Raw genomic sequence first — 25,209 nt, 5'->3', positions numbered from 1 at the left:
GGAGTTCTAAATATACTATGGAGAAACTTGTTGTAGGTATCCTTGCCCACGTAGATGCAGGTAAGACTACGTTGTCGGAGGGGATTTTATATTTAACGGGAAAAATCCGTAAGCTGGGGCGTGTGGATCATAAGGATGCGTATCTGGACACTTATAACCTGGAGAGGGAGCGTGGAATCACGATTTTTTCCAAGCAGGCGGAGTTTGAACTGGGGAACAGGGGGATAACTCTGCTGGATACGCCGGGACATGTGGATTTCTCGGCGGAAATGGAGAGGACACTGCAGGTTCTGGATTATGCCATTCTTGTGATAAATGGAGCGGATGGTGTGCAGGGGCATACCATGACCTTATGGAGACTTCTGGCAAGATACCAGATCCCGACGTTCCTGTTTATCAATAAAATGGATCAGGACGGAACTGATAAAGAGAAACTTTTGGCAGAATTAAAGAAGCGATTAAGTGATAATTGTGTTGATTTCACCTGGGAAAACACAAGTGGAATGGAAAATAGTATTGACGAAACAGCGGAGAAAGCAGAAGCTGAAATATCAGCTCTGCATTCTCAGTTTCTGGAAGATGTTTCTGTCTGCGATGAGGAACTGCTTGAAAAATACCTGGAAACAGAGAAAATATCAACATCAGATATCCAAAAAGTAATCAAAGAGCGAAAACTTTTCCCATGTTTCTTTGGCTCTGCGCTGAAAATGACAGGTGTAGAAGAATTCCTCCATGGTTTGGAAAAATACTGCGAGACACCGACATATCCGTCTGAGTTCGGGGCAAAAGTATTCAAGATTGCCAGAGACGATCAGGGCAATCGTTTAAGCTATATGAAAATCACAGGTGGAACATTGAAGGTGAAGGAACTTCTTACAGATACAGAGAAAGCGGATCAGATCCGTATTTATTCCGGTGCGAAATTTGAGCTTGCAAAGGAAGCTCCTGCAGGAACTATCTGTGCAGTGACCGGCCTTTCCCAGACACATCCGGGACAGGGATTTGGGATTGAACGGGAATCTGAGATGCCGGTTCTGGAACCTGTATTAAATTACAGAATTCTGCTTCCTGAGGACTGTGATGTTCACCAGATGCTGAAGAAACTCAAAGAGCTGGAAGAGGAGGAACCGGAGCTTCACATTGTATGGAATGAGCAGCTTGGAGAAATCCATGCCATGCTGATGGGCGAGGTTCAGATTGAGATATTAAAGCATCTGATCTGGGAGCGTTTCCATGTAGCAGTAGAGTTTGGCACAGGAAATATCGTATATAAAGAAACAATCGCAGAGCCGGTAGAAGGTGTAGGCCATTTTGAACCGCTGCGTCATTATGCAGAAGTACACCTGCTTCTGGAACCGGGAGAGCCGGGAAGTGGACTGCAGTTTTTTACTGCATGCAGTGAGGACGTGCTGGATCGTAACTGGCAGCGACTGATCATGACTCATCTGGAAGAACGGGAGCATCCGGGAGTACTGACCGGTTCTCCCATCACAGATATGCAGATCACACTGATCACAGGACGTGCCCATCTGAAACACACAGAGGGCGGCGATTTCCGGCAGGCGACGTACAGGGCTGTGCGGCAGGGATTAAAGAAAGCAAAGAGTGTCCTGCTTGAGCCATATTATGAGTTCAGACTTGAGATTCCGGGAGATATGATCGGGCGTGCTATGACTGACATTCAGAAAATGAATGGAACCTTCCAGCAGCCGGAAGCGGATGAGGATGATATGATGGTATTGAAGGGGAGTGCGCCTGTATCAATGATGCGAGATTATCAGACACAGGTAACCTCCTATACGAAAGGGCGGGGGAGATTGTTCTGTTCGTTGAAAGGCTATGCCCCATGTCAGAATCAGGATGAGATTGTAGAGGAGACTGGATATGATTCTGAACGTGACCTGGACAATCCCACAGGTTCTGTATTCTGTGCTCATGGAGCTGGATTTGTGGTGCCATGGTATGAAGTAGAGGATTATATGCACCTGGAGGGAGTGGACGACTCTGAACTGAGCAGCCGTATATCCGATGGAGAAAAATACGGATCGGGAAATGGAGAAATAGGAGCTGATAGTGGATTTTCTTATGTTTCAGGGAGTGCAGGACAGGGGAAAAGCAGGAACAGTAACAATCAGACAGATTCAGGTTATCGTCCACCCAGGAATGCCGGTGTAGGAAGCTATGAGGATGAAGAAGAACTGAAAGCAATTTTTGAGCGCACATTCGGACCGGTCAAGCGTTACAAAGAACCACAGTTTAAGAGAACATTTTCTGCAAAATCTGACAGCGGCAGCTATTACCGCAACAGTTCTTCTGCTAAGAAGAAAGAAAAAGAATATCTCCTTGTAGATGGCTATAACATCATCTATGCCTGGGAAGATTTAAAAGAGCTGGCAGATGCAAACCTCCATGCAGCACAGACAAAACTGATGGATATTCTGAGCAACTATCAGGGCTTTAAGAAATGTACGTTAATTCTTGTATTTGATGCTTACAAGATAGAGGGCCATGCAGAGGAAGTGATCACCTATCATAACATTCATGTAGTTTACACCAAAGAAGCTGAGACAGCGGATCAGTACATTGAGAAAACGGTCCATAAGATTGGCCGGGAAAATCAGGTAACGGTAGCAACATCCGATGGACTGGAGCAGATCATCATCATGGGACAGGGTGCCCACCGTATGTCTGCCAGAGGTCTTCGGGACGAAATAAAAGCTACAGAAAATCAGATCCGCCAGCAATGGCATGAGAAACGTCAGAGCAGTAAAAATTATCTGATCGACAATATTTATGATGAAATGGCACAATATATGAAAGAGAAAAGACTTGGAAAACAGTAAAAGGGAGATGCAGTCATGAAAGAAAAGCTTACACAGAAGGATGTTGAGAAAATCCAGCAGGAGATTGACCACCGCAAGCTGGTTGTACGAAAAGAGGCAATCGAAGCTGTAAAAGAAGCAAGAGCCCAGGGGGATCTGAGTGAGAACTTTGAGTATTATGCGGCAAAGAAGCACAAAAACCAGAATGAAAGCCGCATCCGCTACCTTGAGAATATGCTGAAAACAGCAACCATTGTTTCTGATGATTCCAAAGACGATGAAGTTGGAATGGATGATATTGTAGAGGTATATTTCGAGGAAGACGATGAGATTGAGAAATACAAACTGGTTACTTCCATAAGAGGAAACTCCATGGAAAACCGCATCAGCATTGAATCTCCCATTGGTATGGCTCTGAAAGGTCACAAGGTTGGAGACAGAGTGGAAGTAAAGGTAAATGATAACTACAGTTACTTCCTGGAAATCCGTTCTATTGATAAGACTGGTTCCGAGGATGAAGAGATCCGCGGATTCTGATAATAATACTGTCGAAATACAGGATCCGGATTGATAAAAGAACTATTGTAAGAGATGAACACCGGTTAGTGTCATATCTCCTGCAATGGTTCTTTTTATTTTTATATCAAAAATACGGATGGATTTATGGGAACCTTACACAGAATGAATATGATGACTGGAAATTTTACATGGATTTAACATTCTCATGGGGATGATTTTACAAAGCATGGTTATGATGAGAAGCAAGTCAGGGATATGTATCGCAAAAAAAACATATATATGCCTGCACATGTCTGAGACTGCCATCAGATGGCAGAAAGTAAATAACCATATACTTATGAAAAGGGAAAAGGAGAATAATCATGGATTTATTCAGTATATTAACATTGATCGGAGGCCTTGCATTATTTTTGTATGGTATGAATGCAATGGGAGATGGCCTTGCGAAGGTTTCCGGCGGAAAGCTGGAGAAGATTCTTGAAAATCTTACTTCAAATCCGATAAAAGCAGTGCTTTTGGGAGCAGGAGTAACAGCAGTGATCCAGTCATCTTCAGCTACGACTGTTATGGTAGTAGGTTTTGTAAATTCAGGGATCATGAAATTATCACAGGCAGTAGGAGTGATCATGGGTGCCAATATCGGTACTACGATCACCTCCTGGATCTTAAGCCTGACAGGAATACAGAGTGATAATTTTATCATTCAGATGTTTAAACCAACATCATTTTCCCCTGTGCTTGCGATCATTGGTGTGATTTTTATTTTGTTTATCAATGATTCAAAGAAGAAAGATATCGGAAGTATTTTTATTGGTTTTGCAATCCTGATGTACGGTATGGATATGATGAGTTCTGCTGTAAAACCCCTTGCAGAAGTGCCGGAATTTACAAACCTGTTACTTAAATTTTCAAATCCGTTGTTAGGTGTTATAGCAGGTGCCCTTCTTACTGCAGTGATCCAGTCATCTTCTGCATCCGTAGGTATTCTGCAGGCCCTGTGTCTTACAGGTGCAGTACCGTTCAGTGCAGCAATCCCGATCATTATGGGACAGAACATCGGAACCTGTATTACTGCAATCCTTTCTGCAATCGGAGCCAAGAAGAATGCAAAACGTGCAGCAGCAGTACATCTGTATTTCAACCTGATCGGTACGGTTATCTTTATGACTGTATTCTATCTTATAAATGCAGTTGTTGGATTTTCTTTCTTCCATCAGGTAGCAACACCGGCAGGAATTGCTGTTATCCACAGTGTATTTAATGTTACTGCAACGATCATTCTCCTTCCTTTTGCAAAGGGACTGGAGAAACTTGCCTGTCTTACAATCCGGGACAAAAAAGAGGACGTTGTTGTTTCAGCAGAGGACAGAGAGTTTATGATCCTGGAGCCTCGTTTTCTGGAGAAACCGGCATTTGCAGTAGAGCAGAGCCGCAATGCAGCCAGAAAAATGGCAGAAGAATCCCACAATGCACTGTTTACAGCACTGAGTCTGGTGGATAAATACAGTGAAGAAGGCGTAGAACGTGTGGAAAACATGGAATCCAAGGTTGACCGCTATGAAGATGAACTGGGAACTTATCTGGTGAAGCTGAGCCACAAAGATATCTCAGAAGCAGACAGTCACAGTCTTTCCATTATGCTTCACTGTATCGGGGATTTTGAACGTATTTCCGACCATGCTGTAAATATTATGGAATCAGCACAGGAGCTTTATGAAAAAGGACTGAAATTTTCCGAAAATGCAAAGAAAGATCTGGAAGTGCTGGGACAGGCAGTAGAAGATATCGTAAATACGGCATATGAAGTTTTTGACAAACAGGATATGAAGCTTGCGGAGAAAATTGAACCACTGGAAGAAGTGATTGATGAACTTTCCAAAGAAGTAAAACGTCGTCATGTACAGAGACTGAGAAACGGTGAATGTACAATAGAGATGGGATTTATCCTTTCGGACATTACAACCTGTCTGGAACGTGTGGCAGACCATTGTTCCAATATTGGAGTCTGTGTGACGCAGGTGAATGAAGATCTGTATGATACTCACAGTCATCTGAATATCGTCAAGAGCCATCCGGACGAAACATTTTATCATGAACTGGAAGACGCACGAATCAAATATCAGCTTTCATAAAAATAAACAGGTAGATGACAAAATTCCATTGCCGCAGGCAATTTGGAATGAATTTTGGCAACGTTACTGAGAACGAAGTGAACAGTAACGGATGATGTTATTTGCATGATCAGGAAATCCGGGCATTCTGAAGTATCTGAGAGAGATATTTCAGAGAAAATGGCCGGATTTTTGCTTTAAAGAAATGAAGCAGATGCCGGATATTTACTTGTACAGGGATAAAAAAATAAGTATACTGAAAAAAGAAATACACTTGTGACGACAAAGCAGGTGATAAATAAAGGGGAGGAAAAGCAGAATGATCTATTGTGTAGAAGATGAGCGGAATATCAGGGAGCTTCTTATTTATACACTGGAAACAACAGGATTTAAAGCCAGGGGGTTTGGCAATGGCAATGAACTGATGAAAGCGCTGAAAGAAGAGATACCGGAGCTGATCCTGCTGGATATCATGCTTCCGGGAGATGATGGCTATACCATTCTGGAACAGCTGAAAAGTATGCCATCTGTAAAGGATGTGCCGGTAATTATGGTTACTGCAAAAGAAGCGGAATTTGACAAAGTAAAAGGTCTGGAAGGCGGAGCGGATGATTACATTACCAAGCCTTTCGGTATGATGGAATTTGTTGCCAGAGTAAAAGCAGTTCTCAGACGAAGTGCCCGTCAGAATGAAGACAAGGAACTGCATTACGACGAGCTTTATCTGAATGTAGGACGTCATGAGGTGCATTACCGGGAAGAAAAGGTCGATCTTACCCGAAAAGAATTTGAACTTCTTCAGTATCTGCTGGAGAATAAAGGACTTGTTATGACAAGAAATCAGATTCTCTGCCATGTATGGGGATATGACTTTGACGGTGAAACCAGAACTGTGGATGTCCATGTGAGAACCCTGCGTCAGAAACTTGGCGAGGCAGGAAATCTGATCGAAACAGTCCGGGGTGTAGGATACAGGATCGGTGCATAACAGATAAAACAGGCGAAAAACAGGAGCGGAAAAATGAAGCATAAAATATTCAGTCACACCAGTTTACTTATTATTTTATCCGTAATACTTACATTTCTGGCAGCAGGAACAGTTATGTATAACCGATATGATATATATATGAAGCAGGGCGTAAGGGATGAAGCCGCATATATTAAAACAGGTCTGGAAGAAGACGGAGACGTTTTTCTCTCAGACAGGGTCGGAGACGCCACCAGCAGCAGGATCACTCTTCTGGGAAAAGATGGTCAGGTGTTGTTTGACAGTATTGAGAATCCGGAAGAAATGGAAAATCACAGTAACAGACCGGAATTTATTGAAGCTGAGAAGCAGGGATCCGGTGAGATGGTCCGCTATTCAGACACGTTATCAAAACAGACGTTTTACTATGCTGTAAAATTAAAGGATGATCAGGTTCTGCGAGTAGCCAGGACTACAGACAGTCTTCTGGTAACAATGTTAACCAGCTTTCTTCTGCTTGGCGGACTGGTATGCGTGATCCTTGTAATTGAACTTTTTCTTGTGCAGAAACAGACCAGAAAGCTGATAGAGCCTATCAACCGGATTGATCTGGAACATCCTCTGGAGCATGTATGCTACGAAGAATTAAGGCCATTGCTTTTTCGTCTGGATCAGCAGAACAGACAGATTCAGAAACAGCTGGAAGATCTTAAGAATGCAGAGAGTGCAAGAAAAGAGTTTACGGCAAATGTTTCCCATGAATTGAAAACTCCTCTTATGTCAATCTCCGGATATGCGGAGCTTATGATGAATGGAATGGTACCGCCGGACAAGATGCAGGATTTTTCCGGCAGGATTTTTCATGAGTCCGAGCGTTTATCAAATCTGGTTGCAGATATCATTCAGCTTTCCAGACTGGATGAGAAGAACGGAGAAACTATGTTTGAACAGGTTGACATCGGAGAGCTTGGGGAAGATGTGATCAACAATCTGCAGAACAGGGCAGCAAAGAAAAAGATTAATCTGGAATATACAGGCGGACCTGCACAGATGCAGGGAGTACGCCATGTATTATATGAAATGTTCTACAATATTACAGATAATGCTATCCGCTATACCCCGGATGGTGGAGATGTAAAGGTTTTTGTGGGAAAACTCAATGGGAAACCGTACTTTCGTGTGGAAGATAACGGAATAGGAATTCCGGAGAGCGAACAGCAGAGAATCTTCGAGCGTTTTTACAGAGTGGACAAGAGCCATTCACGTGAAACCGGAGGTACAGGCCTGGGGCTTTCTATTGTAAAACATGGCGCAGTTTTGCATCATGCAAAGATTCTTCTGGACAGTGAGCCGGGTAAGGGAACGAAGATGGAAATCCTGTTTGATCAGACTAAGTAAAGCTCCTGTGAAGCAGTTATTCGGTGTAGTGAAGCGGATGATTTTGTCTGGTGTTGAAAAGAGAGTGGACAGTATCCGACATGGTTGTTAGAAATGTATAAATTTTGGGGATTGACAGACAAGTGATTATTGGAGAAAATAAAATCAGACAGTTATCCATGTAAAAGCAGGTACAATGGAGGGTATTTTCAGTATGGAAAAATGGAGAAGCATTGCAGCGGGTATGAGCTGTTTGTCAATGCTGTTTGCAACAGGAGCGGTTACTGTATCAGCATCAGATGAAATCACAGAAATTCCGGAACAGAGTATTGTATACTGGTCCATGTGGGAAGAAGATGAACCACAGGCAGATGTGATCAGAGAAGCAGCAGAAGCTTATGAAGAAGCAACAGGTATTTCTGTAGAGATTCAGTGGAAGGGCAGAGGAATCCGGTCTCTGATAGAACCTGCCCTGGATGCCGGAGAACAGATTGACCTTTTTGATGATGATTATCAGAGGATGGCTCAGGAACACAGGGATTATCTGGCAGAATTAAAAGGAATGGCAGATACTGTGGATTATGAGAAGCATATTATGCCGGTACTGTTGGAGCAGGTGAAGAACTGGGGAAATGGAGAACTGCTTGCAATGCCGTATCAGCCTTATATCACAGGCGTCTGGTATAATAAGGATTTATGGGAAGAGGCTGGACTTACAGAACAGGATATCCCGGATACCTGGGAGAAACTGATCAGAGTATGCCGTAAGATTAAAAACAGTGACAGTGGCCTTAGTGCCATGACCTGCGATGAAGAGTATGTGAATCTTCTGTATGGATATCAGCTTGCCAGATATCTTGGACAGGAGAAAGTGCAGCAGCTGATCCGTAACTGTACCTGGTCACAGATTCCGCAGGCAAAAGAGGCGGCAGATGATATCAGAATTTTGTTTTTTGCGGGATATATGAGTCAGAGTGCACCGGCACAGCATCCGGAAGGTCAGGATGAAGTGGGAGATGGCGAGGCAGTCATGGTGCTGCAGGGCTCCTGGGTTCCGAATGAAGTGACAGAAGCTACAGAATCTGATGATTCCTGGGGATTTTTTCCATGGCCTGCAGTAAAGGCCGGAACAGACGGCACAGAAGGTGTTATGGTGGGAGCACAGGGATTTGGAGTCACAAAGGATTCGCAGATGAAGCAGGAAGCTTTTGACTTTGCATATTCCATCTGTACCGGGGAAACAGATATGAAAATGACAGATGCGGTTAATTCCATCCCGGCAGATACGGACAATACACAATGGCCGGAAGTGCTGGCAGATGCAGTACCGTATATGAAAGAGATGTCAAAGCCGTACATGTGGGCTGCAGGTCTGGAGGCAGATCCGGATTATAAAGAACAGATACAAAGCGAACTTCTGAAGCTTACAAGATTAGAAGAAACATCGGATGAATTTATAGAGAATCTCAGCAATATGAAATAAGAAAAAGGCTGTTCAACATTATGAAAATATTGGTCTGGTATTACTGGCGCTCTCGTTCTGAGAGCGCCTTTATTGATGTGACATATTCTGTGGGTGTCATTCCGGAAATTTTTTTAAACTGTCTGGAAAAGTAATGGATGGAAGAGTATCCCAGAAATTCTGAAATCTGCGTAAAGTTCATCTGGTTCTCGCGGATCAGTTGTCTGGCATAGGCGATCTTTAACCGGGAAAAGAAATCCATGGCGCCGCACTGATGTTGTTCCTGAAATATTTTCTGAAGCTGGGAGCGTCCGATCATATTGTCATGACACAGATCGCAGAGTGTAATATTTTCCCGGATATGGTCCTCCATATAAGCAATGACACGTTTATAGACAGCGGAATTATTTTTCAGATTTACAAATTGGCTGACAGGTACAGTCATGGGAGGAGAAGAATTTCTCCGGATCATGTAGATCAGCATCTGCTCAAGGTAAATGCGGATAAGCTGCTGAGAACCAAACAAAAAATCTTCTTTCTTTTCCATCTTTTCTGTATAAGGATCATCCAGAGGGGTTTTGATACAGCGGCGTGCCTCGGCAATCAGCATTCCCATGAGATTTCTCTCAGAATCAGAAAGTTTCAGCAATTTTTTCTCAAAGAATTTCATACATGGAGAATCGCATTCAAAAGAAACTACCACAATATTAGGAGCGGTATTTCCTATGGCAATAAGGTTATGAAATTCATTTGGTCTGTGAAAGATGAGCTGTCCGCTTGTCAGATGGTAGATACCGTTATCTGTCTCTATTTCTGCCTTTCCCTTATCTACACATTGAAATTCCCAGAAATTATGGCGTTCTCCTGCAAAGTGAAAATCACTTTTGTATTCAAAATAGTGGATTGTATAAATCCGGTCAATATGAATATCTTCTTCCAGATACATACTCTCAAAAGCCATTACTGCCACCTCCCTCAGCCTGTCCGAAAACTGCAATATGGTTGTTGTGTACAAGTATACAACAAAAACAGATGAAAAACCAGTTAAAAATGAATTTTCGTACAAAAGAAATGGACGTTTGTGCAAATACTATTTGTGCAAAAATGATAAAATAAGAACTACCAAAAGAAATAATTGTTGAAATTCAACAAAAGAGCGAAAAGAGAGAAAAAAGAAGACAAAATGTCAAAACCGACAAAGGAGGAAAAAAGGTTATGGGTATGAAGAAAAAAATGCTTAGTGCAACATTATGTGCGGTTATGGTTGGTTCACTTGCAGCACCGGCTTTCACTGTTCAGGCAGCAGATGATACATTAGTTTACTGGTCAATGTGGGAAGCTACAGAGCCACAGGGACAGGTGATTCAGGAAGCAGTTGACGCTTATACAGAACAGACAGGAGTTAAGGTAGACCTTCAGTTTAAGGGACGTACCGGAAACCGTGAAGCACTTCAGCCTGCACTGGACGGCGGCACACAGATTGATATTTTTGACGAAGATATCGACCGTGTAAACGGAATGTACGGTAAATATCTTCTGGATCTGGAAGACCTTGCGAAAGAGAATGACTATGAAGCAACTGCAAATGCAGGTCTGATGGCAGCATGCCGTGATGCCGGCGGCGGTACATTAAAAACAATTCCATATCAGCCAAACGTATTTGCTTTCTTCTATAACAAAGATCTGTTTGAGCAGGCAGGAATCACAGAAGAACCGAAGACATGGGATGAATTCAAAGATGTATGCCAGAAATTAAAAGATGCAGGAATCACACCAATGACTATGGATGATGCCTATGCAACATGTGTGATCGGATATCATCTTGCAAGACTGGTTGGCGAAGATAAAGTAAAAGAGATCGTAACTGAAGGTGAATGGGATGATCCTGCAGTTCTTCAGATGGCACAGGATATCGAAGAACTTGCATCTAACGGATATTATTCAGAGATGGTTGGTTCCAACGTATGGCCTGCAGGTCAGAACACAGAGCTTGCACTTGGAACAGCTGCAATGTATCTGAATGGCTCCTGGTTACCAAACGAAGTAAAAGAGATGGCAGGCCCTGATTTCCACTGGGGATGCTTCGCATATCCGGCACTTACAGACGGAGCAAATGGAATTGAAACAAACAACTTCGGCGCACAGGTATTTGGTATTAACAAAGATACAAAACTTGCAAAAGAAGCATTTGATCTGATCACATTCCTTACAAAAGGGGAATACGACCAGAAACTTGCAGATGAAACTGTAGGTATCCCGGCTGATACAACAAACACAGAATGGCCGGCAATGGTTGAGTGTGCAAAACCTGTTATTGAGCAGAGCACAAACCGTTTCACATGGGCATGCGGTGTAGAATCTAACGTAGATATGACTCCGGTTATCAAAGAAAACTTCATCAAATTAATGGCAGGTTCCATTACAGCAGATGAATTTGTTTCCACTATGCAGGACGCAGCGAAATAAATAAAGAATTTATAGAGATGGTGGCATCGTATCTACGCTGCCGCCATCTGTCTTTTTGGAGGTTTGCGGGAGCGAAGCGTAGCAATCCGTAGATGTGGTATTACTTACAGAGGAGGTATTTATTTGAAGAAGAATAAAACGATGATCGTTGTATTTCTGACTCCGGCAGTTCTGCTGTTTCTGGGAATCTTTCTTTATCCGATCATCAGAACAGTGATCATGAGCTTTTTCAAGATCGACGGAGTTACAGATTCCATGGATTTATGGAAATTTGTAGGATTTGGCAACTATACAAAGCTGATGAGTACCAGCTTATTTAAGACTTCATTTTTTAACCTGTTTCGTATCTGGCTGATCGGCGGTCTGGTGGTAATGAGCCTGTCTCTTTTATTTGCAGTTATTCTTACCAGTGGAATCAGAGGAAAGAAATTTTTCCGCGCGATCATTTATATGCCAAATATTGTCAGTGCAGTAGCGCTTGCTACTATGTGGCTGCAGTATGTATACAGTCCAAGATATGGCTTGCTGAAAGATCTTTTTACAGCACTGCATCTGGACAATCTGGCAAAGATCCAGTTCCTGGATAATGACCACAAATTCTGGGCACTGTTGTTTGCATATTGTTTCGGCATGGTTGGATACCATATGCTGATCTGGCTCAGCGGTATTGAGCGTATCAGCCCTGAATATTATGAGGCGGCAACCATTGACGGAGCGACCAAACCGGCACAGTTCCGTTACATGACACTTCCATTGTTAAAGGGAGTATTTAAGACAAACATTACCATGTGGTCTGTAAGCAGTGTAGGCTTTTTTGTATGGTCACAGCTTTTCTCCACAGTAACTGCAGACACACAGACAATTACCCCTTATGTTTATATGTATATGCAGATTTTTGGCGGCGGCAATACAGTTACAGAACGAAATGCAGGTCTGGGAGCTGCCATCGGTGTACTGCTCAGTGTCTGCGTAGTCATTGTATTTACAATCTGTAACAGAGTGATCAAAGATGATGATCTGGAATTCTAAGGAGGGATGAGAAATGGCAAAAGAAAAAGAGGCACGTAGACCCTTTAATCTGAAAAAAGAAGTCAAACTCCTGCCGGGATACATCATCCTGCTGCTCTGGGTAATCTTTACCATTGCGCTTCTGGGATGGGTATTCGGGGCAAGTTTTTCAACAACAGCAGAAATCTTCCAGGGAAAAGCCCTGAAGTTTGAGTCCGGATTACATTTTGAAAATTATGCAAAAGCATGGAACGGGGCCGGAGTTGCAGGCTTCTTCGGAAACTCTCTGATCTATTCAGTAATTTCCTGCACAATACTGATTCTGGTGTGTGCACCTGCAGCTTATGTATTGTCCAGATTTGATTTTATTGCAAACAAATTTATCCAGACCAGCTTCGTATCTGCCATGGGTGTTCCGGCAATCATGGTTGTTCTTCCCCTTTTCAGCATTATTTCCGGTATGGGAATCCTGAATAATGTGGCTGCAGGAAGAACTGTACTGATCATATTGTATGTAGGAATTAATGTACCTTATACGACCATTTTCCTGCTTACATTTTTCAGCAATATTTCCAGGACCTATGAGGAAGCGGCAGCAATCGACGGATGCCCTCCCATGCGTACTTTCTGGAAAATCATGTTTCCCATGGCACAGTCAGGAATCGTAACAGTAACAATCTTTAACTTTATTAATATCTGGAACGAGTATTTCCTGTCACTGATCTTTGCAAGCTCGGATAAGCTGAAACCTGTTGCACCCGGACTTTATGGAATGATCAACTCCATGAAATATACAGGTGACTGGGCCGGAATGTTTGCAGCAGTGATCATTGTATTCCTGCCGACATTTATTCTGTATATTTTCCTGTCTGAGAAGATCATCGGTGGTGTTACCGGTGGCATTAAGGGATAATATTAGAGGACATCAGGACAATACCAATTGTTTGCGATTGTGAAAGGTATTATGTAACACGTTTTGACCTCGAAATCATAGTATGATAAGATGAATGTAAAAAGTTACCAGGTAATCTGAGAGTAACGAAAAACATTTAAAGAAAAGAGGAAAAAAATTATGAAGAAACCAGTATTAGTAGTTATGGCAGCAGGTATGGGAAGCCGTTACGGCGGTCTGAAACAGATCGATCCGGTGGACAAAGAGGGACACATCATCATGGATTTCTCCATTTATGATGCAGTACAGGCCGGATTCCAGAAAGTAGTATTTATTATCAAAAAAGAAAATGAAGCAGACTTCAGAAGCGCCATCGGTGAACGTCTCAGCAATCAGCTGGAAGTATCATATGTTTTCCAGGATCTTCACAATATTCCGGAAGGTTATGAAGTACCGGAAGGACGTGTGAAACCCTGGGGAACCGGACATGCCGTATTAAGCTGCATCAATGAAATCGACGGACCATTCGTTGTGATCAATGCAGATGACTATTATGGAAGCCATGCATTTAAGATGGCATATGATTTCCTGACAGAGAATGAAGATACCGCGGATACTTACAGATATATGATGGTCGGCTATAAACTGGAAAATACTTTGACAGAGAATGGCCATGTGGCAAGAGGTGTGTGCGTCACAGACGAAGAAGGACATCTTCTTAAGATCAACGAGCGTACCCATATCGAAAAGCATGACGGCGGCACAGCTTATACAGAAGACGATGGAAAAACATGGACTATGCTTCCGGAAGGCAGTACAGTATCCATGAATATGTGGGGATTTTCAGCAAGTATCCTGAAAGAGCTGAAAGACAGATTCCCTAAATTCCTGGATGAGAATCTGAAAGTAAACCCGCTGAAATGTGAATATTTCCTGCCATTTGTAGTAGATGAACTTCTCGGTGAGAAGAGAGCAACTGTAAAGGTTCTGAAATCTATGGATAAATGGTATGGCGTAACCTACAAAGAAGATAAACCTGTGGTAGTAGCTGCCATTCAGAATTTAAAAGATGGAGGGCTGTATCCACAGAGATTATGGGAGGAATAATTGAGTGGAAATTAACCGGGAGATAAAGAATATCACCAGTGCATTTGTTCTGGAAGATAATCTGACAGAGTGTGTTCCTTATGGAAGCGGACATATCAATGATACTTACCGACTGACTTACGGTACAGGCAAACATTATATTCTTCAGAAAATGAACAGGAGTATTTTTACCAAACCTGTGGAACTGATGGAGAATGTCAGCGGTGTTACTGCCTGGCTGAAGAAAAAGATCCAGGAAAACGGTGGAGATGTGGAGAGAGAGACTCTGAATCTTGTGATGACAAAGGATGGACTTCCTTATTATGTAGATGAGGACGGAGAATACTGGAGAGTATATTTATTCATTGAAAATGCCACATGCTATGACATGGTAAAAGATGAGGAAGATTTTTACCAGAGTGCAGTTGCTTTCGGGCATTTCCAGAGGCTGCTTGCAGACTATCCGGCAGAAACGCTTCATGAGACCATCGTAAATTTTCATAATACGGTGGACAGGCTGGATAAGTTTAAAACTGCTGTGGAAAAAGATATATGTCACAGAGCAGCAGATGTGGAAAAAGAGATTCAGTTTGTGCTGGACCGCACAGAACTGGCACATGTCCTGTGCGATATGCAGGATCAGGGAAAGCTGCCGTTGCGTGTTACACATAATGATACCAAGCTGAATAACATTATGATTGATAATGCAACGGGAAAAGCCATCTGTGTGATTGACCTTGATACTGTAATGCCGGGGCTTTCCGTAAATGATTTTGGTGATTCTATCCGCTTTGGCGCAAGTACCGGAGCAGAGGATGAGAAAGACCTGACGAAGGTGTCCTGCGATCTTCACTTGTATGAAGTTTATGTCAAAGGTTTCATTGAAGGCTGTGGCGGTGCACTGACTGAGACAGAACTGGATATGCTTCCCATGGGAGCAATCCTTATGACCTTTGAATGTGGAATGCGTTTCCTCACAGACTATCTGGAAGGAGATCATTATTTCAAGATTCACAGAGAGGGACATAATCTGGATCGCTGCAGAACACAGTTTAAACTGGTGAAAGATATGGAAGAAAAACTTTCCCGGATGAAAGAGATTGTAAATAAGTATAAACAGGTATAAAAAACGTACATGTCCATAAAGACTTGTGTTTATGAACTGATTCGGATAGAATTATCCTGCGGAGATATGAGAGAAATCATATTTTCGCAGGATTTTCTACAATACATGATTTTTCAGACACGCTCTAGGCAACGGTATTTTACAGTTCTGAATATAGGGTACTGTAAAATACAGAAGTAAATTTTGCAGATGTGAAACAGGATATCCGCAGAATTTTATAGATTACACTCAGAATTATCAAGGATATTTCTGATGCTGTGAACTAATATAGGTATTGTTGAAAGAGAAAAAAACAGAAATTGCAAAAAACAGGTATTGTAGCAGGAAGACAGGTTAGGAGGAATTATTATGGCAATTTTAGTTACAGGTGGAGCAGGCTATATTGGAAGCCATACAGTTGTAGAATTGCAGAACGCAGGATATGATGTTGTAGTTCTGGATAACTTAAGCAATGCAAGTGAAAAATCTCTGGAAAGAGTTTCCAAGATCACAGGCAAACCAGTGAAATTCTACAAAGCAGACATCCTGGACCGCGATGCTTTAAATGAAGTTTTTGATAAAGAAGATATTGATTCCTGTATTCATTTCGCAGGTCTGAAAGCAGTAGGAGAATCCGTTGCCAAACCTTGGGAATATTACGAAAATAACATTGCAGGAACCTTAACACTGGTAGATGTAATGAGAAAACATAATGTAAAGAACATTATCTTCTCTTCATCTGCAACTGTATACGGAGATCCGGCCATTATCCCGATCACAGAAGAGTGCCCGAAAGGACAGTGCACAAATCCATATGGATGGACAAAATCCATGCTGGAGCAGATTCTGACAGACATTCAGAAAGCAGATCCGGAATGGAATGTGGTTCTTCTTCGTTACTTCAACCCGATTGGTGCTCATAAGAGCGGAACCATCGGAGAGAATCCAAACGGAATCCCGAACAACCTGATGCCATACATCACACAGGTTGCAGTTGGAAAACTGAAAGAACTTGGCGTATTCGGAAACGACTACGATACACCAGACGGAACAGGTGTAAGAGATTACATCCACGTAGTTGACCTTGCAAAAGGACATGTAAAAGCCCTCAAGAAAATCGAAGACAACTCCGGTTTAAGCATCTACAACCTTGGTACAGGAAAAGGCTACAGTGTTCTTGACATTGTAAAGAACTTCGAAGCAGCTACAGGCGTTAAGATTCCATACGTGATCAAACCGCGCCGTGCAGGTGACATCGCAACATGCTACTCCGACGCTTCCAAAGCAGAAAGAGAACTCGGATGGAAAGCAGAAAACGACATCAAAGAAATGTGCGCCGACTCCTGGAGATGGCAGTCCAATAACCCGAATGGTTATGATGACTAATTAATACAGAATACAAATATCCCCCACACATGGGAAGAAAAGCTCATGTGTGGGGGATATTTTGAATATAAATATGAAAATTACAAATTAAGTTCTTTCATTAGTTCTTCCTGAGAAATAAATTCATGACAGTCAGGATTGTTTTCAATTTCTTTTAACATCATTAAATCTACTTCATCAGGTTCTACTTCCTCAATATTTGCAAATAAATCAGGAGCTGTAAAATGTTTTTGGATGATATGCCAGAAGATATCAGCGTCCCTATCGCTCATAATGGATACAGCACCTATAATACGTTCTTTAACAGCTGTCATAAAGTCACACCCCTTTATATACTTGTCCACGATTATCAATAATTTGGATAAAGATAATGTTTTCTACATTATCAAAAATTACGCGATAATCACCTATGCGTAATCGACGACCATTCCTGTTCTGTAATTTCTTTACATCGCCCTTAGGTAAATTAGAAAGTGCGTTGATAATACGTTTTTGAGTTACAACATCTTGTTTCTTTAAAAATTTAAGGGCTTGTTTTGAATATTTGATTTCCAGTTTTCTCACTCCTTTACGAAATTATTATAAAAATTGCTATTTTTTATCTTTCGTAAAGCAGAAATTATTCTGGTATTTTTAATATAGCATATAAAAATGATGGAATCAACTTTATCTAACATGATTGCTACTGTATTTTTTATTGCTATAATATAGGTAGAAAACTATGTCATTAATACAGAAAGGACAGGATACAAATGAAAGTAGCAGCAATCCAGATGCCCACAGTAAAAGATAAATTGCAGAATATCCGCACTGCAGGCACTTATATAGAAAAAATAAAAGCAGAAAATCCGGACTTCGTGATTCTCCCGGAAATGTTCTGCTGTCCATATCAGACTGAAAACTTCCCAATTTATGCAGAAAAAGAAGGCGGCCCATCCTGGCAGGCAATGTCTGATTATGCCAGAAAATACCATATTTATCTGATCGCAGGCTCCATGCCGGAAACAGATGAGTCAGGAAATGTTTATAATACTTCTTATATTTTTGACAGAGCCGGAAAACAGATCGGCAAACACAGAAAAGCCCACCTTTTCGATATCAATGTAAAAAATGGACAGTACTTTAAAGAATCCGATACTTTAACTCCGGGAGACCACGCCACAGTATTTGATACTGAATTCGGAAAAATGGGTGTCATGATCTGTTACGACATCCGCTTCCCTGAATTTGCCCGCACAATGGTGCTGGACGGTGTGAAGATGATTTTCGTCCCGGCAGCATTTAATGTGACTACAGGTCCTGCACACTGGGAACTCAGTTTCCGTGCAAGAGCCCTTGATAACCAGATTTACATGCTTGGATGCGCTCCTGCACGAGACACACAGGCAGGCTACATTTCCTGGGGACATTCCATTGTGACCGATCCCTGGGGACAGGTTATGAAACAACTGGATGAGAAAGAAGGCATCTTAATAGAAGAAATAAATCTGGACCGCGAAGACCAGATTCGAGAGCAGCTTCCATTATTAAAGCATCGCAAATGTGAGATGTATCATTTATAAGAAAAATAAGAGGACACATTTTCTTCGTAAACTTACCATAAATCAGACACATTTATCAGATATAGTAATACCATCAACAAAAACAAAAGAAACAGAGAAACTAAAAAAATAAGAATTAGAAAAGTATAAAGAGAGGCTCCGGAGAAACCAGATGGGGATAACGGAGAAGCCCCAGAGAAACCGGACGGTGATAATGTATCCGACAGTGAAAATACAGAAGAACAGAGCGAAGACTCGGATGCAGATAATGCTGAGAAAACAGACAGTGAAGCACCAGAAAAACCTGATGGACAGGCTCCAGACGATGCAGGTCAGACTCAAGAAATTACATTAGATGACATTAAAGAAGGTGATGTAGTAGCCATCACATTAGACGATGACGGAAACGCAGCAACCATCACAGTTCAGTCCATGGAAATGGGCGGCGGTCAGGGAGGTCCTGGCAGTCAGGCTTCCGGTGTGGACAGCTATGATACAGCTAACGAATACAGCTCAGACGAAACAGTTTCCGATACATCTCTGGAATCCACAGGAACAGACGAAAACGCGGCACTTGTTTCCAATGGCGCAGAAGTTACATTTAACCGAATCAAGTAAGTCCCCTGCTTCAATTGCGAAGAGCAATAAGCAGTGGGTGGGACTTGCTTGTATCAGGAGGGGTACAAGCCCCTTCTGATAAACTGCGGAGCAGTTATTCGGTTATGAGCAAGTAGCGAAAGCGGATTGCGAATATCCGATTGACTAACGACGCAATCTCCAGAACATCTTCCGACAGCCAGGGCGGTGACAAATCCAGTTTCTATGGCGTAGGTGCCGCAGTCCTTGCCACAGACGGAACAGCATATGTCAAAGACAGCACAGTAACAACAGACAGCAAAGGCGGCGCAGGACTTTTTGCATACGGCGATGGAACTGTATACGCAGCAGATACAGATATCACCACACAGCAGGATACCTCAGGTGGAATCCACGCAGCAGGTGGCGGAACACTTTACGCATGGGATCTGAGTGTAGAGACAAACGGTGAATCTTCAGCAGCTATCCGCAGTGACAGAGGCGGTGGAACAATGGTAGTAGACGGCGGTACTTATACATCTAACGGCGTAGGCTCTCCGGCAGTTTACTGTACCGCAGATATCGCAGTCAACAATGCAGAACTGACAGCAAACGGTTCAGAAGCAGTATGCATCGAGGGATTAAACTCCCTGAGACTCTACAACAGCAACCTGATTGGAAATATGAGCGATGATGACCAGAACGACACAACATGGACAGTCATCCTTTATCAGAGCATGTCCGGTGACTCCGAAGTAGGTAACAGCACATTCCAGATGGATGGCGGTACGATCACATCTAAGAACGGCGGCTTATTCTACACAACCAACACGGAATGCACCATTGCATTAAAAGACGTAGATATCACATACAATGATGACAGTGAATTCTTCCTGCAGTGCACAGGAAACAACAACCAGCGTGGATGGGGTCAGAGTGGTGCCAATGGATCCGACTGCAACTTTACCGCAGACAGCCAGGATATGAAGGGCAATGTAATCTGGGATTCCATCAGCGACCTTGACTTCTACATGACCAACGGCAGCACACTGGAAGGTGCATTCGTCAATGACGAAACTTATGCAGGAAACGGCGGAGACGGTTACTGCAACGTAGTGATCGACAAAGGCTCTACTTGGACAGTAACAGGCGATAGCACCATCACATCCCTGTCAAACGAAGGAACCATCACAGATGCAGATGGCAAAACAGTTTCCATCGTAGGTACAGACGGAACTACTTATGTAGAGGGCGACAGTGATTATACGATCACAGTAGGCTCCTATCAGGACAAGGCAGATACCTCAAGTGCCACAGCAATCGATGCCTGGTCCAACTATGAAGTAGAAAGACCGAAATCACTGTAAAACAAGAAAATATATATTAGAAGCCTATAAGAATAGTAGGTGAGTTTCGGATAAATATATAAAATCTAAGTAAAGTAGAAAAATGTTTCATCTAAAATGCCTTAACCGGATCAAGTAAACCTCCTGCTTCAATTGTGGAATGCAATAAGCAGTGGGGAGGGACTAAGGCATAAAAGGCAGCTAAGACAATAACAATAAAACAAAAATGTAAAAAAATCACGGCGAACAACCGTGATTTTTTTATATGCATTTAACAATTATTTGACGTAAACAAGATTGTTGGCGACACCAAAAAGTTTTTATAATAATGCCAGTGGTCAAAAACAGCCAGCAGCACAGACAGAAATAAATACACAAAGCTGACTGTCAGTACAGAGAATTAAAAGAGAAAAAGAGGAGACCAATTTAACATGCATCACAATCTTGCATCAATGATAAAAGAAAAAAAGCTGTTTCTTCTGGACATTGACGGAACTGTTGCTTTGGGAAGCGAGCTGCTTCCAGGTGCGGCAGACTTTCTTCAAACAGTAAAAGAAAACGGCGGAATTTTCCGCTTCCTGACAAATAATTCATCTAAAGCCGCCAGTGATTATGTAGAACAGTTTCATGACTGGGGAATTGAAACGACAGAAGACGAATTTATCACTGCCGGAACTTACGCCAGAGATTTCATGAAGAAATATTACGGAAATGAAAAAATCCTGGTAGCAGCTACCGAAACCTACTGCAGTGAACTGCGAAAAGCAGGCCTGAACATTACAGATCAGGCAGGGGATGATGTAGACTGCGTACTCTGTGCTTATGATACAGAACTTACTTACGAGAAACTGATTCAGGTCTGTAAACAGCTCACGGAGACAAATGTTCCCTGGTTTGCAACAAATCCGGATCTGCGGTGTCCGATTGATTTTGGAATGGTGCCGGACTGCGGATCTATCTGCCGGATGATCACGGCATCCGTTGGCAGAGAACCGGAATACATCGGCAAACCGGCACCCGGAATGGTGTACGCCTGTCTGGAAGAAACAGGATGCACTCCGAAGCAGACCCTGCTCATCGGTGACAGAATCTACACAGACATGGAATGTGGCAAACGCGCAGGAGTTGACAGTTGCCTGGTATTGACAGGCGAAGCCAGTGCAGAAGAATGGAAAAATGGCTTCCAGTGCCAGTCACTGGGAAAACTTGCCGGATATTTTTCATAAAGATATCTGCAAAGGCATTATGCTGTTAAATCAGCCCGTCACAAGATATCTGATGAAAAATATTGATTGTAAAAGTTGTAAAAGCAGGAGAGGAAATGAAATGTCGAAAATCATATTAAGAGACATCTGTAAAAGCTACGAAAACGGCTTTCAGGCAGTAAAGAATTTTAATCTGGAAATAGAAAAAGGTGAGCTGATAGTATTCGTTGGTCCGTCCGGATGTGGAAAATCAACCACACTCCGAATGATCGCCGGACTGGAAGATATCAGTGATGGTGAATTATGGATAGGAGACAAACTGGTCAATTATCTGGAACCAAAAGAGCGTGACCTGGCAATGGTTTTCCAGAGCTACGCCCTCTATCCACAGATGAACATTTACGATAACATCGCTTTTTCTTTACAGGTAAGAAAAGTACCGAAAAAAGAAATTGATAAAAGAGTTCACCATGTAGCAGAACTTCTGGGACTGGAAAATCTGCTCAGACAAAGGCCAAAGAACCTTTCCGGCGGCCAGCGTCAGCGAGTAGCCATCGGAAATGCCATCATCCGTGAGCCAAAAGTACTTCTCATGGATGAACCGTTATCCAATCTGGATGCCAAGCTTCGTACCCAGATGCGGGTAGAACTTGCAAACATTCACAAAGCTCTTGGAAATACGATTATCTACGTTACCCATGATCAGACAGAAGCAATGACTCTGGGAGACAGGATTGTAGTAATGAATCAGGGTGTGGTACAGCAGGCAGACACGCCGCAGAACCTGTACGATTACCCGGTAAACCGTTTCGTTGCAGGATTCATTGGTTCTCCATCCATGAACTTTATCAAAGGACTGGTAATAGAAAAAGTAGGAATCCCTACATTCTGCACTGAGAATGACGGAGATATCCCGATCCCGGATTTCTTATGGAAAATCCTGAAGCGTCAGGGCTATGTTGGCAGAAATATCGAACTCGGAATCCGCCCGGAGCATTTTCTGGAAGAACCAGCAGGAGCAGATACCAGAGGCGAGTGGAAAATGGAAGTTACAGTCACAGCCAGAGAACTTCTGGGAGCGGAGGTCATCCTCCATTTCAACCACAACGGTCAGGACTGCTGCGCAAAAGTTTCCGGTGACAGTCTGATTGATAAAGGCGATAAAGTAACGCTCTGGATCGATATGGCATATATTTCTGCGTTTGACCTGGAAACGCAGGAAAATATTACTCTGAGAAAAGGCGTTTTTTCATAAAGGCATAGACAATTACATTTTACAGCCAAAAATGTTTTTATAACTTTGAGAAAGTTTTGCGGTAATGTTTGTTAATTATCACAATTAAAGAAGAGTTTTTCTCTGATATAGCCAAAGTAACAATGTAAAAATGCAGCAGTGTGGTTCTGGAGTTATCTGTAACTCATAAAAAATAAAAAGGAAAGGTGTTCAACACATGAAGAAGTTAAAAAACACAGGTGCCTACGCATACCTGCTCCCAAGTTTCCTGATCTTCGGAATCTTCTTATTCTATCCGTTTTTTAAGACCTTATACTTAAGTCTCTTTAAAACAAATAAGATGGGACAGGCAAAATTATTCGTAGGACTTGGCAATTACAAAGAATTATTACAGTCATCCTCATTCTGGAACAGTCTGGCAGTAACCCTGATCTTTGTTGTGATCGTAGTAGCAGTCAGCATGATCCTGGGACTTACAACAGCAGTTCTCTGCAACAAAACATTCCCTGGAATCCGCTTTTTCAGTACTGCGTATGCACTGCCGATGGCAATCGCATCCAGCTCCGCAGCTATGATCTTCAAGATCATGCTTCATCCGTCCGTGGGAATCATCAACAAGATTTTCCATCTGGATATCAACTGGGTCAGTGATCCGAAATATGCACTGATCTGCGTAGCAGTTCTTACTGCATGGCTCAATAGCGGGATCAACTTCCTGTATTTTTCAGCAGGATTAAGTAACATTGATGAAACTATTTATGAACGGGCTTCTGTAGACGGAGCAAGTTCATTTCAGAAATTCTACCGCCTGACACTTCCGGGACTGGCACCAATGATGTTCTATACATTAGTAGTAAACATCATCCAGGCATTTCAGTCATTCGGACAGGTCAAGATCCTGACACAGGGCGGTCCGGGAGAATCTACAAACCTGATCGTGTACTCTATTTACAGAGATGCATTCTTTAACTACCGTTTTGGAAGTGCAGCAGCCCAGTCAGTTGTACTTTTCCTGATCGTGCTGGTACTTACACTGGTAATGTTTAAAATCGAGAAAAAAGGAGTGAAATATTAATGTCACAGATAGGCAGCATCACTGCTGAAAAAGAAAAACAGATGGCTCTGGAACGCCAGAAGTTTCAGGAAGCAAAGGCAAAAATGCTGGCGCAGCAGAAATATAAAAGAGCAGCCAGAATTACCGGACACATTGCATTAAATATTGTTGTGGCGTTAATCGTTCTTCTGCCGCTTTTATATGCAATAAGCATTGCATTCATGCCATCCAGCGAACTTTTTACTCTGGATCTGAATATTCTGCCGAAACATCCGACTTTGGAGAATTTCCGACAGGCATTACAGAAAGTTCCGCTTGTACGTTTCGTGATTAACTCATTCCTGGTAGCGGGACTCATCACTTTCGGACAGATCATTTCCTGTTCCCTGGCGGCATTTTCATTCTCTTTTCTGGACTTTAAAGGAAAAAACGTGTTGTTTATGCTGGTAATGGCAACCATGATGATTCCTGGAGAAGCAACGATCATTTCCAATTACCTGACAGTAAGCAGCTGGAACTGGTTAGACTCCTATCAGGTACTGATCGTTCCGTATTTAACCTCTGCAATGGGAATCTTCCTGTTCAGACAGTTTTATCTTACCTTCCCGATCTCTCTGTATGAATCAGCGAAGATCGACGGATGCTCCAATCTGCGATTTATCTGGCAGATTCTGATGCCACTGACAAAATCAGCAATGGGAGCTATGGCAGTTTATACCTTTATCAACGCATGGAACATGTACATGTGGCCACTGCTTGTAACCGGTTCAGACAAGATGCGTACCGTACAGATCGGTATCGGAATGCTGGACAGCGTAGATTCACAGTCCATCACCCTGATGATCGCAGGGGTTGTACTGATCATCCTGCCATCCATTTCCATCTTCATTGCTGGTCAGAAACAGTTGATCCGAGGCATGTTCTCAGGCGCCGTAAAAGGTTGAGAAATAGATAAACAAGAAGCAGTAATGCAGACTGACAAAAAGCAACACAACTGCCGGCAGACAAAAAACGGCAGCCGCTGTCTGACTATGAGCAGCTAACATAACAAA

The 25,209-nt window shown here is 42.5% G+C and carries 22 protein-coding genes; 19 read left to right on the top strand and 3 right to left on the bottom strand.

The features are described 5' to 3' along the window. The first annotated feature begins 17 nt into the window (after positions 1 to 17). The 6 genes from ACTNC0_RS14505 (at position 18) to ACTNC0_RS14480 (ending at position 9,279) form a co-directional block, all read left to right on the top strand. Entirely contained in the window at positions 18 to 2,843 is a 2,826-nt protein-coding gene (locus tag ACTNC0_RS14505; protein WP_441087937.1) for an NYN domain-containing protein, read from the top strand. Between the two features lie 15 nt (positions 2,844 to 2,858). Next, a complete protein-coding gene (greA, locus tag ACTNC0_RS14500) occupies positions 2,859 to 3,359 on the top strand; it encodes a transcription elongation factor GreA (RefSeq protein WP_008705914.1) in 501 nt (166 codons plus the stop codon). 344 nt (positions 3,360 to 3,703) lie between these two features. After that, positions 3,704 to 5,473: a Na/Pi cotransporter family protein gene (locus tag ACTNC0_RS14495; protein ID WP_291807063.1), complete on the top strand. Its 1,770-nt coding sequence runs from the start codon at positions 3,704 to 3,706 to the stop codon at positions 5,471 to 5,473. A 298-nt stretch (positions 5,474 to 5,771) separates the two neighbouring features. Continuing rightward, positions 5,772 to 6,440 carry a winged helix-turn-helix domain-containing protein gene (locus ACTNC0_RS14490; RefSeq protein WP_025580682.1) on the top strand — a complete coding sequence of 223 codons (669 nt, stop codon included), beginning with the start codon at positions 5,772 to 5,774 and terminating at the stop codon, positions 6,438 to 6,440. A gap of 33 nt (positions 6,441 to 6,473) precedes the next feature. Continuing rightward, positions 6,474 to 7,817, top strand: a complete 1,344-nt coding sequence (locus ACTNC0_RS14485; protein WP_022380566.1) for a sensor histidine kinase — start codon at positions 6,474 to 6,476, stop codon at positions 7,815 to 7,817. A gap of 193 nt (positions 7,818 to 8,010) precedes the next feature. Beyond that, positions 8,011 to 9,279 (top strand): ABC transporter substrate-binding protein, encoded by a 1,269-nt coding sequence (locus ACTNC0_RS14480; RefSeq protein WP_062807319.1) that lies wholly within the window; start codon positions 8,011 to 8,013, stop codon positions 9,277 to 9,279. A gap of 40 nt (positions 9,280 to 9,319) precedes the next feature. Here the strand turns inward: ACTNC0_RS14480 and ACTNC0_RS14475 are convergent, their stop codons facing one another. Beyond that, on the bottom strand, positions 9,320 to 10,219 hold the full coding sequence (locus ACTNC0_RS14475) for a helix-turn-helix domain-containing protein (RefSeq protein ID WP_441087936.1): 900 nt from the start codon (positions 10,217 to 10,219) through the stop codon (positions 9,320 to 9,322). A gap of 260 nt (positions 10,220 to 10,479) precedes the next feature. On the opposite strand from ACTNC0_RS14475, the gene ACTNC0_RS14470 reads away from it, so the two are divergent. The 6 genes from ACTNC0_RS14470 to galE all read left to right on the top strand — a co-directional run bounded on the left by ACTNC0_RS14470 (position 10,480) and on the right by galE (position 17,201). After that, positions 10,480 to 11,724 (top strand): ABC transporter substrate-binding protein, encoded by a 1,245-nt coding sequence (locus ACTNC0_RS14470; RefSeq protein ID WP_025580678.1) that lies wholly within the window; start codon positions 10,480 to 10,482, stop codon positions 11,722 to 11,724. Positions 11,725 to 11,847: 123 nt separating this feature from the next. Beyond that, positions 11,848 to 12,753, top strand: a complete 906-nt coding sequence (locus ACTNC0_RS14465; RefSeq protein ID WP_025580677.1) for a carbohydrate ABC transporter permease — start codon at positions 11,848 to 11,850, stop codon at positions 12,751 to 12,753. 13 nt (positions 12,754 to 12,766) lie between these two features. Then, positions 12,767 to 13,645: a carbohydrate ABC transporter permease gene (locus ACTNC0_RS14460; RefSeq protein WP_019160841.1), complete on the top strand. Its 879-nt coding sequence runs from the start codon at positions 12,767 to 12,769 to the stop codon at positions 13,643 to 13,645. Between the two features lie 159 nt (positions 13,646 to 13,804). Further along, entirely contained in the window at positions 13,805 to 14,731 is a 927-nt protein-coding gene (locus ACTNC0_RS14455; RefSeq protein WP_300333627.1) for a sugar phosphate nucleotidyltransferase, read from the top strand. 4 nt (positions 14,732 to 14,735) lie between these two features. After that, positions 14,736 to 15,836 carry a phosphotransferase enzyme family protein gene (locus tag ACTNC0_RS14450; protein ID WP_182434393.1) on the top strand — a complete coding sequence of 367 codons (1,101 nt, stop codon included), beginning with the start codon at positions 14,736 to 14,738 and terminating at the stop codon, positions 15,834 to 15,836. 348 nt (positions 15,837 to 16,184) lie between these two features. Then, the gene (galE, locus tag ACTNC0_RS14445) at positions 16,185 to 17,201 is read left to right on the top strand and encodes a UDP-glucose 4-epimerase GalE (protein ID WP_291807674.1); all 1,017 of its coding nucleotides are present in this window, start codon (positions 16,185 to 16,187) and stop codon (positions 17,199 to 17,201) included. A gap of 80 nt (positions 17,202 to 17,281) precedes the next feature. Here galE and ACTNC0_RS14440 read toward each other — a convergent pair whose 3' ends face one another. Beyond that, on the bottom strand, positions 17,282 to 17,515 hold the full coding sequence (locus ACTNC0_RS14440) for a hypothetical protein (protein WP_026649262.1): 234 nt from the start codon (positions 17,513 to 17,515) through the stop codon (positions 17,282 to 17,284). Positions 17,516 to 17,519: 4 nt separating this feature from the next. After that, on the bottom strand, positions 17,520 to 17,765 hold the full coding sequence (locus ACTNC0_RS14435; RefSeq protein WP_441087935.1) for a type II toxin-antitoxin system RelE family toxin: 246 nt from the start codon (positions 17,763 to 17,765) through the stop codon (positions 17,520 to 17,522). A 188-nt stretch (positions 17,766 to 17,953) separates the two neighbouring features. On the opposite strand from ACTNC0_RS14435, the gene ACTNC0_RS14430 reads away from it, so the two are divergent. The 7 genes from ACTNC0_RS14430 (at position 17,954) to ACTNC0_RS14400 (ending at position 25,101) form a co-directional block, all read left to right on the top strand. Further along, the gene (locus tag ACTNC0_RS14430; RefSeq protein WP_441087934.1) at positions 17,954 to 18,763 is read left to right on the top strand and encodes a carbon-nitrogen hydrolase family protein; all 810 of its coding nucleotides are present in this window, start codon (positions 17,954 to 17,956) and stop codon (positions 18,761 to 18,763) included. A gap of 411 nt (positions 18,764 to 19,174) precedes the next feature. Beyond that, positions 19,175 to 19,360 carry a hypothetical protein gene (locus tag ACTNC0_RS14425; protein ID WP_441087933.1) on the top strand — a complete coding sequence of 62 codons (186 nt, stop codon included), beginning with the start codon at positions 19,175 to 19,177 and terminating at the stop codon, positions 19,358 to 19,360. 140 nt (positions 19,361 to 19,500) lie between these two features. Then, positions 19,501 to 20,685, top strand: coding sequence for a hypothetical protein (locus ACTNC0_RS14420; protein WP_441087932.1), 1,185 nt, complete (start codon positions 19,501 to 19,503; stop codon positions 20,683 to 20,685). A 410-nt stretch (positions 20,686 to 21,095) separates the two neighbouring features. Then, positions 21,096 to 21,890, top strand: a complete 795-nt coding sequence (locus ACTNC0_RS14415) for an HAD-IIA family hydrolase (RefSeq protein ID WP_291807551.1) — start codon at positions 21,096 to 21,098, stop codon at positions 21,888 to 21,890. 100 nt (positions 21,891 to 21,990) lie between these two features. Continuing rightward, entirely contained in the window at positions 21,991 to 23,124 is a 1,134-nt protein-coding gene (locus ACTNC0_RS14410) for an ABC transporter ATP-binding protein (protein ID WP_441087930.1), read from the top strand. A gap of 196 nt (positions 23,125 to 23,320) precedes the next feature. Next, entirely contained in the window at positions 23,321 to 24,178 is an 858-nt protein-coding gene (locus ACTNC0_RS14405; protein ID WP_026649258.1) for a carbohydrate ABC transporter permease, read from the top strand. An 83-nt stretch (positions 24,179 to 24,261) separates the two neighbouring features. After that, the gene (locus ACTNC0_RS14400; protein WP_242826258.1) at positions 24,262 to 25,101 is read left to right on the top strand and encodes a carbohydrate ABC transporter permease; all 840 of its coding nucleotides are present in this window, start codon (positions 24,262 to 24,264) and stop codon (positions 25,099 to 25,101) included. The last annotated feature ends 108 nt before the right edge of the window (positions 25,102 to 25,209 follow it).

This window comes from Blautia sp. HCP3S3_B11 (genome assembly GCF_052064435.1).
Taxonomy (GTDB): domain Bacteria; phylum Bacillota; class Clostridia; order Lachnospirales; family Lachnospiraceae; genus Blautia_A.
The sequence above is the reverse complement of the archived record's forward strand: the minus strand, read 5'-3'. Positions and strand labels throughout refer to the sequence as shown.